Raw genomic sequence first — 13,334 nt, 5'->3', positions numbered from 1 at the left:
CCGGCGACAGGCCTATGTGGACTTTCGCGCCCCCGCTCGGCCCGGTGGCGGCGGCGAGCGGCGGGCCACCGCGGTCACCAGCGCGATCGGCACCCGGTGCCAGTGCCTGCTGTCCTCGCTGCGGGGATTGTCACCCAGCACCAGGATCTCGCCAGGTGGGACCACGCCGCCCGCCGGGAGCCCGCGCGCCGCCGCGACGACCGCGGGCACCGGGTCCCCCGGCAGGGCCACCAGCCGCTTGACCCGCCACGGGCCCAGCTCGACCTGCGCGGTGGCGTCCTCCGGCGCGGCCAGCAGCACCACCGCGCCCCGGTCGCGGGCGCGGACCCGCCGCCGGACCATCAGCAGCCGGTCGCCGTGCGCCAGGGTCGGTGCCATGCTGCCCCCCGAGACGGTGACCCGCACCAGCCGCACGCGCGCCACGCAGACCAGGGTGACCAGCGCCAGGCCCGCGGCCACCAGGCAGACCGGCACCAGACCGCCCGGCACGGAGCCGCCGGGCGCGAGACCGTCCAGCACCGGACCGGCTTGCACGAGCACGGCCGGTGACAGGGCGGCCGGTGGCAGGGCGGCCGTCATCAGGCCGGCACCGGGTCGGCGGGCCGGTCCCGGTAGCCGTCCGCCTGCAGCGCGAACAGGCGGGCGTACCCGCCGCCGGCGGCCAGCAGCGCGTCGTGGCTGCCGGACTCGGTCACCCGGCCGTCGTCGAGGACCACGATGCGGTCGGCGGCCCGCAGCGTGCCCAGCCGGTGCGAGATCAGCAGGCAGGTGCGTCCCCGGCGGTACTCCCGCAGCGCCGTGTGCACCTGGTGCTCGGCGACCGCGTCCAGCCCCGAGCTGGGCTCGTCGAGGATCAGCAGCTCCGCGTCGGTGCGCATGACGGATCTGGCCAGGGCGACGCGCTGCCACTGCCCGCCGGACAGGTTGGTCCCGCCGCCGTGGGCCTGCTGGTCGTCGCTGAAGAACAGGCGGCTGAGCAGGGTGTCGTACCCGGACGGCAGCGCCTGCAGGAACGGCCGCGCCCCGGCCAGCCGCGCCGCGGCGTCGATGCGCTCGCGGTCGTGCAGGTGTTCCAGCGCGCCGAGCCCGATGTTCTCGGCCGCGCTGAGGTCGTAGCGGACGAACTCCTGGAACACCGCGCCGAGCCGGGCGCGCAGCTCCTGCGGCGGCACGGTGCGGATGTCCACGCCGTCCCAGCGGATCTGCCCGCGCTGCGGGTCGTAGAAGCGGCAGAGCAGCTTCACCAGGGTGCTCTTGCCCGCGCCGTTGGCGCCCACCAGCCCGATCGCCGCCCCCGCGGGCACCGTGAACGTCACGCCGCGCAGCACCCACGGACCGTCCTCGTAGCGGAACCACACGTCCCGGAACTCGATGCCCGTGCCCAGCGGCGGCAGCTCGGCCGCGCCGGTGGGCAGGTCGTCGGGCGCGCGCACCACGTCGCGGTAGCTGCCGAACAGCAGCAGCGCCTCGTACGTGGAGGTCAGCACCGACGCGGTGGACAGCAGCGCGGCCTGCACCCCGCCGACGGCGGCGGTGAACAGCAGCACGTCGCCCGGGGTGAGCCGGCCCTGCGCGGCACGTGCCACGGCGAACACCAGCGCGGCCCCGGTGACCAGGCCGGCGAGCACCGCCGAGCCGCACCGCAGCCGCAGCACGCGCGTGTCGTGGGCGTTCTCGGCCCGGTCCGTGCGGGCCGTCGCGTCGGCCATCCGGTCGAACAGGAACGTGCCCGTGCCGAACAGGCGGCTCTCCATCGCGGCCGCCCGGTCGGTCAGCAGCATCCGGTAGAACAGCCGGCGCCGGTAGCCGGGCGAGGTCGTCAGCTGCGTCGCGGCGCGCCCGCCGGCCAGGCGGACGTCGGCGGCCACCACGGGCACCGCGGCCAGCACCGTGGCGGCGACCATCGGCGGCCACAGCACCCACAGCGCCGCCACGAACCCGCCGAGCTGCACGAGCCCGCGCAGCAGCCCCGCGACACCGCTGATCACCTGCTGCGGCGCGGCCTCCCCCGCCTGCTGCGCCAGGCGCAGCCGGTCGTGCAGCCGCGGGTCCTCCAGCGGGCCCAGCCCGACGAAGGCGTTCACCTTCGCGTACAGCCGGGCCTGCACGTCGGCGGCGACGGCGCGGCGCAGCAGCGGCGCCAGGTACTGGTCGAGCTGGGTCAGCACGGCGACCGCCAGCGTGGTGGCCGCGACTCCCGCCGCCAGCCACAGCGTGCGCCCGTCCGCGCCGGCGCCCAGCCCGTCGATCAGCAGCTTGCTCAGCCATGCCAGCAGCACGGCGGCGCCGCCCTGGGCGAGCGCGACGGCGACGTCGGCCACGTTCAGCCCGCGGCACGCGCCCCAGCCGACCGTGAACGCCGTACGCGCGCGCCCGGCCAGCTCGGCCCTGCCCGGCCAGCCCACCGTGCCCGCGGTCACGCCGGCACCGGCAGAGCCAGCTCCGGCAGCAGGTGCGCGGCGGCGCCGAGCACGCCGTCGTCGTAGCGCAGGAACGTCGGATAGTTGCCGACGCCGAAGCCGGCGAAGCGCGGGTCGTGGTAACCGTCGGCGACGATCACGGCGCACGATCCGGCCAGCGCCGCGATCATGTCGGCCGGGTCCACGTGCGACGGTGCCGACACCACCGCCACCACGGGCACCGTCTCGCGCAGCCCGGTCGCGGTCGCGGCCAGGTCGGGCAGGCTCTCCCGGCACGGCGCGCACGTCGCCGACAGGAATGCCACCAGGACGGTGCCGGTGGCCAGGTCGGCCGAGGAGACCGGCACACCGGTGGCGCCCACCCCGGCGAAGGCGGGCAGCGCGGCACCGGGCGCCGGCAGCGTCGCCGGGGTGTCGGCGGCGGCACGCGCCGCCCCCTGCCGGCGCACGAGGGTGCTCAGGCGCAGCACCAGGGCCAGGTTCAGGACGCAGACCGCGGCGAGCACCACGACCGCGACGAGCAGGCCGGTCGACACGGATGCTCCTTCCTCAGGACCGGCCCGCCAGGAAGCGGGCGCCGTCCCAGTAGACGACGGGTAGGGCCAGGCCGACACCGGCGACGGCCGCGAACGCGGTCCCGAGCCAGGCGTCGACCGAGGCCGGGGTCGCGGGCGCGAGCCACCACCCGGCGAGCGCACAGCCGGCGGCGACGATCAGGATGGCGTTGCGCCACAGGTGGTCGGCGCGCAGCGGGCCGCCCGAGGAGCCGAAGCAGCGGCACGACGCGCCCGAGCCGCGGGCCACCGCCCGCGCGACCACCACGGTGAACGCGACCAGCAGCACCAGCGCGCCAGCCGGTCCGGCCCACCGCGGCACCGCCCCGGCCGAGGTGGGAGCGGCGACCAGCGCCGCCACCCCCACCTCGGCCACCCCCACGGCGACGGCCAGCGCCGCCGCCGCACGCCCCCGGAGCAGGTCGAGCGCGCGGATCGACGCGGCGAAGTCGCGCACCGCGGCGCGGGACCGCAGCTTGCTCGCCCCCGCGGCAAGCAGCGCCCCGCCCAGCATGAACTCGACGGTCACCAGCGCGAACCACACGACGGCAGCCTCATCCCGGTCGGTCGGACGAGCCGATCAGCAGTAGTAGTTGGTGCAGCGGCACGTCGACGGGCCGTAGCTGACGCCGCAGCTGCCGGTCTGCGTCACGGTGCGGGTGCAGGTCTCCCAGCTGCTCGGGCCGAGCTGCTGGCGGGTGTAGCACTCGGTCCAGCTGTCCGGCGGGCAGCCGGCCGAGGCGGCGGTCTTGGCCGCGGCCATGCCGAGGACGCGGTCGAGGAGCTTGGTCATCAGACTCTCCGATGGGTCGGACGGCGCCGGCCGGTCCGGCGCCACGGCGTCGGCGCACCCCAGCGGGGTCGCCGGCCGGTGGATCCCCCCTCCGGCCGTGCCGACTCCGAAAGCCTCGCCCGGCAGACTTGCCGAGTCCTTGTCGAATCCTTGATCCGCAGGTCAGGATGCCTGTGCTAGCCGCCCGGCGGATAGGACAGGAACACGTCAGCGCAGAAGTAGTCCGCCGCGGTCTCGGCCTCGCGGGCGGCGTGCCCGTCGTCGCTCATGAACGCCGTGCCGAGCCGGAACCCGATCCTGCGCAGCGTCCCGGAGTCCGTACGCATCAGCTCCGAGGCCATCGTCAGCCGCCGCTGTGCGAACTCGTCCACCGTCGCGTTCGCCTGCTGCGTCGCGGTCGTCCAGTCCCGACACGCGGTGACGAACGGGATAGGCGTTCGGACGTCCGCATACCGCGCCTCCGCCTCCCGCACGAACCGCGCGATCGTGGCCGCGTCCGAGCCCACCCCGCTTCCCGGGCGGCTGGTCCGGTACTCCACCCCGAGCGCCGCCGCACCGACGGCGGACATCAGCAGGACCACGGCGACGACCAGCCCGCGCCGCGCCTTGGGCACCGCACGGACCCGAGCCGCCGGGCGACCGTCCAGCGCCACGTGGTCACCGAACGCCGCACGGTCGACGAGCGCTGGGACGTCGACGCGAGCCGGGACGTCGACGCGGGCCGGGACGTCGACGCGGGCCGGGACGTCGACGCGGGCCGGGACGTCGACGCGGGCCGGGACGTCGACGCGGGCCGGGACGTCGACGGAAGCCGAGCGGTCGACGTGGGCCAGGAGGTCGTCGAGCACCGCCCGGTCGTCGCGGGTCGTGCGGTCGTCGCGGGTCGTGCGGTCGTCGCGGGTCGCGCGGCCGGTCCGCCGGACGGCTTCCCGCACCGACCAGGCGAGCAGCGGGACGACAGCCACGACGGCCGAGACGACCAGCGCCGCCACCACGGACTCGCTGCCCGCGACGCCCAGCGCATGCACCGCGTCCTGCCAGGTGCAGCTGCCAGCCGCGCACGGCGAGACCCGCCCGGCGGCGACCGCCCCGGCCATCCACAGCCAGGCCGACGCGGCTGCCACCGGGACGGCCGGCAGTGCGCCCACCCAGCGCACCAGGAACACGCTCGGCAGCCCGGCCAGGGCCAGGCAGGTCAGCAGCGCGTGTTCGCGTACCACCGGCAGGTCGCGGGCCAGGCCCACGGCCGGGGTCAGCAGGCCGCCGGGGACGGCCACCTCCAGCAGGCCCAGGAACGCGCCCCAGACCAGCGGCGGCAGCAGCAGGAACATGCGGAGGCCGTGCAGGCCCGCCAGGGCCGGGAAGGCCGCGGCGGCGAGGACGGGGATCCAGGCGCTCGGCTCGTAGAGGAAGTAGACCAGGCCGTACAGGGCGTCGCCCGCGGAAGCGCCGTTGTTCAGGCTGACCGCGAGCCCGCTCCAGTCGGCCAGCCCGGCGGCGACCGCGAACGTGCCGACCACATGCGCCATGCGCCGCGCGCGGTTGCCGCCGTCGCCCCCGGCCGGCAGCCAGGCGCCGGCGGCCGCGACGCACCACCGGGTGAACAGCAGGCACGCGGCCACCAGCACCAGCCCGGCGACCAGCGCCATCACGTAGTCGCGCCGGACGACCGCCACCGACAGCCAGGGGCTGGTCTGCGCCGGGGCGATCAGCTGCCCGGCGAGCAGACCGAGGCCCAGGCCCAAGCCCGGCAGGACGCCCAGGCGCGGCGGCCGGCCCAGCACGCGCGCCCGCAACGTCTCGCGCCACAGGCTCGTGCCGACCACCCAGACGATCAGCGGCGCCAGCAGCAACGCGGTGACCTTGTCGGTGTAGAAGCGCCCGACGGCGGTGATGTTGGAGACCGCCAGCAGGGCGTATCCCCAGAGCACGCCGACGGTCAGGCCGGTGGCGAGCGCCTCGCCGAACCCGGCGCGGAACAGCCGCTCGGGCGCCCCGACCACGGCTTCGCGGGCATCAGCCGAAGGGTGGTACGCGTAGAGCCGCCCGGCGCGCCTCCATCGCGGCCACCGGCCCGGGACGCGGGCCGGATCGGCGAACGCGGCCGGCAGGAACGCGGCGTCGCCCGCCGCCGTGTTGGCCTGCGCCGCGCGGACGTCGGCGTAGTGCTCGCGCGCCCGCATCACCGCGGCGCGCACGGCGAAGACCAGCGCGATCACGGCCGCCCAGCGCCAGATCAGCGGCCAGGCGCCCGCGCCCTGCCAGGACCACATGCGGGCACACAGCACGACGGCCAGCACGACCAGCGGCCAGCCGCTGACCACGGTCAACGCGGTCAGCGCGACGTCGCGGTTGGTCCAGTGGGCCAGCTCGTGCCGCAGCACGGCACGCAGTTGCGCCGGGTCGGCGCCGTCCCGGACCAGGCCGCGGCTGAGCGCGAGGCAGGGGACGCGGCGATGGCCGAACGCCCGCCCGGCGCGGGAGTCGCGAAACGGGTTGACCAGCACCCGCAACCCGGCGGGCAGCAGGCCGGGCTCGGCCAGCACGGCACGGATCTCCCGGTCGGCCGCCGGGTAGGCGCCGGGCCGGAACGCGACCAGCCCGCGCCGCCGGATCGACAGGCGGGGGTATGCCGCGTACGCCAGGCCGATCACGGCGAGCAGGGCGGCCGCGCCGCCGATGCCGACCAGCGTGCGCAGCGTGCTGACGCCCCGGTAGCAGTCCAGGAAGCCGGCGACGTGGGCGGCGGCCTGCGCGGCGACCAGCGGGCCCCGTTCCGGGCCGGCCACGGCCTGGTCGGCGACGACCGCGCACTCCACGTACCGCCGCGGCCACGCCTGGAAGCCGCCGCTGAGCAGGTCCGCACCCGCCGCACCGGCCCCGATCACGATGGCGACGAGCAGCAGGAAGCGCGACGTCGTCGCGGCGGGCAGGCGGAACGGATCGAGCTGCCGGCTGCTCACGACCCGGTCTGCTCCGGCGACGACCGCCCGTCCGACCGTGCGACCGGTGGCACGGCAGGCCGCGGGGCGGGCGGCACGGCGGCCCGCGGAACCGCCGGCACCGCAGACCCCAGCGCCGATGTCGCAGCAGGCCCCGGCGGCGCTGGAGCGTCCGGCCCGAGCGGACCCGACCGCCAGAACGCCACCGCGATCTCCGCGATCGCCCGCGCGTCATCGGCCGCGACGCCGCGCGCCAGCGCTCCCCGCTCGATGAGCCGCACGGCATTGGGAACGGCCGCGTCCGGCAGCGGCGGCAGGGCGTCGTCGGGCCCGACGCGCCGGCGCGGCAGCCAGCGCAGCAGCCGGCTGCCGCGCAGCCGGGCGGCGGTCCGGGCGAGCAGTCCGCCCGCCACCAGCAGGACGGCGTCACTGATCAAGTTCGTGTAGACGTTGGTGAGCACCTCCTGCACGAGGTCCGGCCCCGACGCGGTCGGGTCCGCGTGCCGGCGCGCCGCCCGCATCGACGCACCCGGTGCCGCCGCGGCCGCGTCGATGATCAGATCAACGTCGTGCAGCTCGCCCGGCGACCGCGTCGCGACGATGTGGCGCAGCAGCGTACGGAGGGTGAGGCGCTCGGGCGGGCTCGTCACCCATCGACCCTAACCGCGCCCCCGAACCCCGCGGAAGACACGTTCCCCCACCCGGACCACGGATCCACCCACCCGCCCGGTGCACTTTGGACGATCGGCCCGCACCCCCTATCCCGCGCCGATCTTGCGCGTACTGTGGGGACGACACGCACCATTCCGGCATATCCCCAACACTTCGCGCAAGATCGACGCGATCTTGGCAGCGCGATCTTGGCAGCACCCACCATGCGGCACCCAGGGGTGCGCGGGGGACTGTCGGGTGCGTCGCACCCGGGCGGCGCGATGTGCCGGTGCGCCGGGCCGGGGGCTAGGGTGGATCATGATTTCGGACAGGTCCCGGGTTGCCGCGTGGGTCGCGGCCGCGTGTGCCGTCGCGGGCACCGGCGCGGTGATGTACGCGCTCGGCGTGCTGCCCGAGCCCTGGACCCGGGGTTACATCAGCGAGGGCGGGGTGGCCACCAGCCCGCGTGACGGGATCTACCGGGCCGGAGTGCTCGCCCTGGCCGCCTCGCTGGCCCTGCTCGGGGTGGCGCTGCGGCGGCTGGTGCCGTTCGTGTTCGCGCTGCTGGTTCCCGCGGCCTTCTTCGGCGCGGTCTCCTCGGCGGTGTCCTGCACGCCCGGGTGCCCGCTGCCGCCGTACGAGCCGTCGACGCCCACCGATCTGGTGCACGCCGGAGCGAGCGTGCTGGCCGTGGGGCTGGCGGTGGTGGCGATGGGCGCCGTGTCGCTGATCTCGCTGCAACCGGTGCTGCGCCGGACGGCGCGGGTGTTCTTCGGGGTTACCCTGCCGCTGGCGCTGGCGCTGGTCTTCGGGCTGCTGGCGATCGGGCGGGGGCTGTTCACCTCGGTGCTGGAACGGGTGGCGCTGGCACCGGTGGTGGCCTGGATCGTGGTCACCGGCCTGCTGACGCTGCGCCGCCCGCCCGGTGCCGGCGACGGCGCCCCGCGTCCCGAGATCGCGCATGAGGCGGCGGCAGCCGACCGCTAGCGCCGGAGCCCGGCCCGACGCCCGCGAAAGCGCCGATGGGCGCTCCCAGTCGCGCCGGATTGTGTCCACGCTATGTCGAAACCTTGACATTCGTGTATCTGTACGAGTATCAATTAGCTGCAAATAACGTTATAGAGCTTGCGAGCTCCAGTGACGGCGGCGCCTCCCACCGGAACCGCGCCGCACCCCCACGACCACGATGAGGTTTTCGGCGTACGCCTCATCAGGACCGGCAACGATCCTGGGAGTCCTCATGCACCGCACACGTCCTCGACGGCGCCTGCTGTCCGCCACCCTCAGCGGCGCCCTCGGCATCCTCACCGCCATCGGCGGCCTGGCCGCCTCCGCGGTCCCGGCCGCGGCCGCCCCCGCCCAGCCCTCGCCGCTGACCACGCCCTGGACCAGCCAGGCGCTCAACGGCACCCCGCTGCCGGAGTACCCGCGCCCGCAGATGACCCGCCCCGACTGGCAGAACCTCAACGGCGAGTGGCAGCTGAGCCAGTCGACCGCCAACACCGCCCCCGTCTTCGGCCAGACCCTGCCCGAGCGGGTCAACGTGCCGTTCCCGGTCGAGTCCGCGCTGTCGGGCATCAAGCGCCCCGCCAACGACAACCGCTACTACCTGACCTACCGGCGCACCTTCACCGTGCCCGCCGGCTGGTCCGGCCGCCGGGTGCAGCTGCACTTCGGCGCGGTGGACTGGCGCACCACGGTGTGGGTCAACGGCGTGCAGGTCGGCACCCACACCGGCGGCTACGACCGGTTCGAGTTCGACATCACCCCGCAGCTCAACGGCGGCACCAACGAGCTGATCGTGCGCGTGTTCGACCCGACGGACTCCGGCGCGGAGGGCAGCAATCCGGCCCGCGGCAAGCAGGTCCGCAGCCCCGGCGGCATCTGGTACATCCCCACCTCGGGCATCTGGCAGACGGTCTGGCTGGAGCCGACCCCGACCGCGTCGATCTACAGCGCCGACCTCTACCCCACCCTGAGCAACAACACCCTGCGGGTACGCGTGTTCACCCGCGGCACCGTCACCGGCCACACGGTGTACGCCGAGGCGCTCAACGGCACCACCGTGGTGGGCACCGCCACCGGCGGCTTCACCGAATTCAGCGTGCCGGTGCCGAGCGCCCGGCGCTGGTCGCCCGACGACCCGTTCCTCTACAACCTGCGCCTGTCGCTGCGCAACAGCGCCGGCACGACGGTCGACCAGACCATGCACTACTTCGGCATGCGCGAGGTCGGCAAGGCCGTGGTCAACGGCAAGCTGATGCCGACCCTCAACGGCCAGTTCGTCATGCACAACGGCACCCTGGACCAGGGTTTCTGGCCCGACGGCCTGTACACCGCGCCCACCGACGCGGCGCTGGCCGCCGACCTGCAGAAGATCAAGGACCTGGGCTTCAACATGGTCCGCAAGCACATCAAGGTCGAGCCGCAGCGCTGGTTCTACCACGCCGACCGCCTCGGCCTGCTGGTCTGGCAGGACATGCCGAGCAAGGGCGACCCGGGCAACACGACCCATCAGGCGCAGTGGGAGGCCGAGCTGCGCGAGCTCGTCGACGAGCACCGCTCCTCCCCCGCCGTCGTGGTGTACGTGCCGTTCAACGAGGGCTGGGGCGAGTGGAACCTCGCCGACACCAGCCGCATCATCACCAACGTCAAGAACCAGGACCCGACCCGCCTGGTCAACGGGCACAGCGGCTACAACTGCTGCGCGTCCAAGGGCGACCCCGGCAACGGCGACATCATGGACTGGCACATGTACGTCGGACCCGACTCGCCCACCCCGACGGCGACCCGCGTCGCGGTGCTCGGCGAGTACGGTGGCATGGGCCTGCGCACGCCCGGCCACGAGTACAGCCCGAACGGCAACTTCGGGGCGTACGAGATGCACACCAGCACCCAGTCCATCACCGACCGGTACGTGGGCCTGATCAACTCGTCGACGAACCTGATGTACACCCGCGGCCTGTCCGGCCTGGTCTACACGCAGCCGTTCGACGTCGAGGGCGAGGTCAACGGCTTCTGGACGTACGACCGGCAGATCCTGAAGTTCGACGCGGCCCGGGTGCGCGCCGCCAACCAGGGCATCATCGCCGCGTCCAAGGCGCTCAACACCAGCCCGCCGCCCGGCCAGCGGATCATCGGCCCCGGCGGCAAGTGCGTGGACGTCGCCGCCGACGACACCGGCGGCAACGGCGCGGCCGTCCAGCTGTGGGACTGCCAGGCGACCTCCGGCGACCAGCGCTGGACCTGGGACGGCAGCGCGCTGCGTACCCTCGGCCGCTGCATGGACGCCACCGGCAACGGCACCGCCAACGGCACGCTGATCCAGCTGTGGGACTGCAACGGCGGCGGCGCCCAGCAGTGGGTGCAGCAGGCCAACGGCTCGCTGCGCAACCCGCAGTCCGGCCGCTGCCTCGACTCGCCCAGCGGCTCCACCGCCAACGGTGCCCGTCTGCAGCTGTACGACTGCAACGGCAGCGCGGCGCAGGTGTTCCGCGTCGGCGGGGGCTCGACCGCGCCGAGCAACATCATCGGTCCGGGCGGCAAGTGCGTGGACGTGGCCGCCGACGACACCGGCGGCAACGGGGCCGCGGTCCAGCTGTGGGACTGCCAGTCCTACGCCGTGGACCAGAAGTGGGCCTGGAGCGGCACCGCCCTGCAGACGCTGGGCCGCTGCCTGGACGCCACCGGCAACGGCACCGCCAACGGCACGCTCCTGCAGCTGTGGGACTGCAACGGCGGCGGCGCGCAGCAATGGATCCCGCAGGCCAACGGCTCGCTGCGCAACCCGCAGTCCGGGCGCTGCGTCGACTCCCCCAACGGGTCGAACGCCAACGGCGCCCGCCTGCAGCTGTGGGACTGCAACGGCAGCCCCGCGCAGCAGTTCCTGAAGCAGTAATGCGTGCGGCCGGTGGCGGCGCTCCCCGCGCCGTCACCGGCCCCGCCGCCCGAACCCCGACGGGGCCCAGCCGGCGCCGGTTGTACGGCGACTGTGCGCCCAATGTAGATCGACGGCCGTAAGATCCGGCCGCGTGTGGCGCTCGCCGACCATACGCCGCGTCCCCTTCGGTGTTCGCGGCCGCCCCCGGCCGCGCGGTCACGAGAGGCCCCCCTTTGTCCAGAACACTGCTGCGCGCCCTGTCCGGCGTGTGCGCGACCCTGCTCGCGGTGGGCGCGGGCCCGGCCCGCGCCGCCGGGCCGATGCCCTTCTTCCAGCTGCCGTTCGCCTGCGGGGAGACCTGGCGGCTGGCCACCTACTCCGGTCACGACGACTACGACATCGACATGACCTTCACTGGCGGCGGCAGCAGCGGCCGCATCATCCTCGCGGCCGCCGGTGGCACCGTCGCCGCCCGCGGTTACGGCAGCGGCGCCGGCAACTACGTCACCCTCGACCACGGCGGCGGCTGGCGCACCACCTACATGCACATGCTCCAGCCCGCCACCGTGACCTCCGGCTGGGTCGACGGCGGCACGCCGATCGGCTGGGTCGGCAGCACCGGCAACTCCACCGGCCCCCACCTGCACTACGAGGTCACCCGCGACGGCGGCAAGACCGAGGCCTACTTCAACGGCTCGCCGTCCGGGATCACCTCCGACGGCAGCGCCTCCACCGGGCCGATCTACGTCAACGGCCCCGTCTCCGCACCCCGCAACGTGACCAGCGCGAACTGCAACGGCGGGCTGCAGGTGTTCGAGGCCGCGAGCAACAACGGCTGGCGGGCGCTGGGCGTCGGCGGCGGCAACGGTCCCGTCACCGGCACGGCCACGGCGGCGATCGAGGTCGGCGGCACGAAGATCCTGTACACCATCAAGGGCGGCCAGGTCCACGAGGCCGCGAGCAGCACCGGCTGGCTTAACCTGTGGACCGGCATCCAGGGCGCGCAGGGCGCGGCGCTGGCCGCGCTCAACCTCGACAACGTCAAGTACATCTACACCGTGGTCGGCGGGTACGTGCACGAGGCGCACAGCGCCAACGGCTGGCGCAACCTCAACACGGGCATCGGCGGGGTCTCCAGCGGCTCGATCTCGGTGATCAAGCTCAACGGCGTGAAGTACATCTACAGCATCGTCGGGGGCTACGTACACGAGGCGAGCAGCGCCAACGGCTGGCGCAACCTCAACACCGGCGTGCCCGGATCGGCGGTGTCCGCGATCGCCGTGGGCAACGTGAAGATCCTCTACGTGCTCAACGGCGGCTCGGTGTACGAGGCGGCCAGCAACGCCGGCTGGGCGAGCGTGTGGACCGGCATCTCCGGCGTGTCCGGCGGGTCCATCGCGGCCGCCAACAACAACGGCGAGAAGCTGATCTACACGGTCGCCGGCGGGTACGTGCACGAGGCGAGCAGCCACATGGGCTGGCGCAACCTCTCCACCGGCATACCCGCCTCCCGTGCCAGCGCCATGGCCGTCTCCGGAGTGAAGTACATCTACAGCAACTGACCACCGCGCGGGACCGACCCCGGACGTGCGGACGGTGCCGCTTGCCGACGCGCTGGTGTCGATCCCGGTTGGCGGCGCCACCAGTGGGTATGCTCGCGGCCCGGATCCTGAAAGGCATGATCATGGCCGATCTGCACGTGTCTCTCGACGGCAGCCAGCTCAACCCCGTGGAGCACAAGCTCCAGGAGCCGCTGGAGGACCAGCTGACGTCCGCCCTCAAGCACGCCGCCACCGTGGTCGCCGGGCGCTACGACGGGCAGAGCGAGGACGAGGTCGCGCGGCAGCTGCTCGAAGAGGCACGCGGCGCCCTGCACGAGGACATCGCGGAGGGCTTCCAGCCCGACGAGACGCAGCTGCGCGCCGTCGCCCGCACGATCATGCGCGGCGAGCGGATCGAGTAGACCGCACGCGCCCGCCTCCGCCCTTGGGGGCGGCGCGACGAACGGACCGCCGATGAGGACCGGGTTGTTCTTGGTGCGCCGGGACAGCACCTGGATCACGCGCCGGATCTCGGGGTCGCGGCCGATGACCG

General features: G+C 74.3%; 11 protein-coding genes. 4 read left to right on the top strand and 7 right to left on the bottom strand.

Going from position 1 to position 13,334, the window contains the following annotated elements; translation table 11 throughout:
* Positions 1–12: 12 nt before the first annotated feature.
* The 7 genes from AB0J67_RS14370 to AB0J67_RS14340 all read right to left on the bottom strand — a co-directional run bounded on the left by AB0J67_RS14370 (position 13) and on the right by AB0J67_RS14340 (position 7,359).
* On the bottom strand, positions 13–579 hold the full coding sequence (locus tag AB0J67_RS14370; protein ID WP_363481464.1) for a S26 family signal peptidase: 567 nt from the start codon (positions 577–579) through the stop codon (positions 13–15).
* Positions 579–2,420, bottom strand: a complete 1,842-nt coding sequence (locus tag AB0J67_RS14365) for an ABC transporter ATP-binding protein (RefSeq protein ID WP_363481461.1) — start codon at positions 2,418–2,420, stop codon at positions 579–581. Before AB0J67_RS14365 ends, AB0J67_RS14370 begins: the two co-directional genes overlap by 1 nt.
* The gene (locus tag AB0J67_RS14360) at positions 2,417–2,956 is read right to left on the bottom strand and encodes a redoxin family protein (RefSeq protein WP_363481458.1); all 540 of its coding nucleotides are present in this window, start codon (positions 2,954–2,956) and stop codon (positions 2,417–2,419) included. Before AB0J67_RS14360 ends, AB0J67_RS14365 begins: the two co-directional genes overlap by 4 nt.
* A 13-nt stretch (positions 2,957–2,969) precedes the next feature.
* Positions 2,970–3,518, bottom strand: coding sequence for a MauE/DoxX family redox-associated membrane protein (locus AB0J67_RS14355; RefSeq protein WP_363481455.1), 549 nt, complete (start codon positions 3,516–3,518; stop codon positions 2,970–2,972).
* A 36-nt stretch (positions 3,519–3,554) separates the two neighbouring features.
* The gene (locus AB0J67_RS14350; RefSeq protein ID WP_363481452.1) at positions 3,555–3,767 is read right to left on the bottom strand and encodes a hypothetical protein; all 213 of its coding nucleotides are present in this window, start codon (positions 3,765–3,767) and stop codon (positions 3,555–3,557) included.
* Between the two features lie 176 nt (positions 3,768–3,943).
* Positions 3,944–6,730 (bottom strand): M48 family metalloprotease, encoded by a 2,787-nt coding sequence (locus AB0J67_RS14345; RefSeq protein WP_363481449.1) that lies wholly within the window; start codon positions 6,728–6,730, stop codon positions 3,944–3,946.
* Complete coding sequence (locus AB0J67_RS14340; RefSeq protein ID WP_363481446.1) at positions 6,727–7,359, bottom strand: hypothetical protein; 633 nt, start codon at positions 7,357–7,359, stop codon at positions 6,727–6,729. The genes AB0J67_RS14345 and AB0J67_RS14340 overlap by 4 nt, the downstream gene beginning before the upstream one ends.
* Before the next feature lie 319 nt (positions 7,360–7,678).
* On the opposite strand from AB0J67_RS14340, the gene AB0J67_RS14335 reads away from it, so the two are divergent.
* From AB0J67_RS14335 to AB0J67_RS14320, 4 genes are all read left to right on the top strand, one after another.
* Positions 7,679–8,347 carry a DUF998 domain-containing protein gene (locus tag AB0J67_RS14335; protein ID WP_363481443.1) on the top strand — a complete coding sequence of 223 codons (669 nt, stop codon included), beginning with the start codon at positions 7,679–7,681 and terminating at the stop codon, positions 8,345–8,347.
* Positions 8,348–8,600: 253 nt separating this feature from the next.
* Positions 8,601–11,258 (top strand): ricin-type beta-trefoil lectin domain protein, encoded by a 2,658-nt coding sequence (locus AB0J67_RS14330; RefSeq protein WP_363481440.1) that lies wholly within the window; start codon positions 8,601–8,603, stop codon positions 11,256–11,258.
* Positions 11,259–11,473: 215 nt separating this feature from the next.
* A complete protein-coding gene (locus tag AB0J67_RS14325) occupies positions 11,474–12,802 on the top strand; it encodes a M23 family metallopeptidase (protein WP_363481438.1) in 1,329 nt (442 codons plus the stop codon).
* Between the two features lie 116 nt (positions 12,803–12,918).
* Positions 12,919–13,203 (top strand): hypothetical protein, encoded by a 285-nt coding sequence (locus tag AB0J67_RS14320; protein WP_363481435.1) that lies wholly within the window; start codon positions 12,919–12,921, stop codon positions 13,201–13,203.
* Positions 13,204–13,334: the final 131 nt, after the last annotated feature.

The organism is Catellatospora sp. NPDC049609, from assembly GCF_040675365.1.
Taxonomy (GTDB): domain Bacteria; phylum Actinomycetota; class Actinomycetes; order Mycobacteriales; family Micromonosporaceae; genus Catellatospora.
The sequence above is the reverse complement of the archived record's forward strand: the minus strand, read 5'-3'. Positions and strand labels throughout refer to the sequence as shown.

Bases quoted from the DNA above. Each gene is read 5' to 3' on its own strand.
- AB0J67_RS14320 (WP_363481435.1), top strand. From the start codon at position 12,919: ATGATCATGGCCGATCTGCACGTGTCTCTCGACGGCAGCCAGCTCAAC.
- AB0J67_RS14370 (WP_363481464.1), bottom strand. From the start codon at position 579: ATGACGGCCGCCCTGCCACCGGCCGCCCTGTCACCGGCCGTGCTCGTG.
- AB0J67_RS14350 (WP_363481452.1), bottom strand. From the start codon at position 3,767: ATGACCAAGCTCCTCGACCGCGTCCTCGGCATGGCCGCGGCCAAGACC.
- AB0J67_RS14330 (WP_363481440.1), top strand. From the start codon at position 8,601: ATGCACCGCACACGTCCTCGACGGCGCCTGCTGTCCGCCACCCTCAGC.
- AB0J67_RS14335 (WP_363481443.1), top strand. From the start codon at position 7,679: ATGATTTCGGACAGGTCCCGGGTTGCCGCGTGGGTCGCGGCCGCGTGT.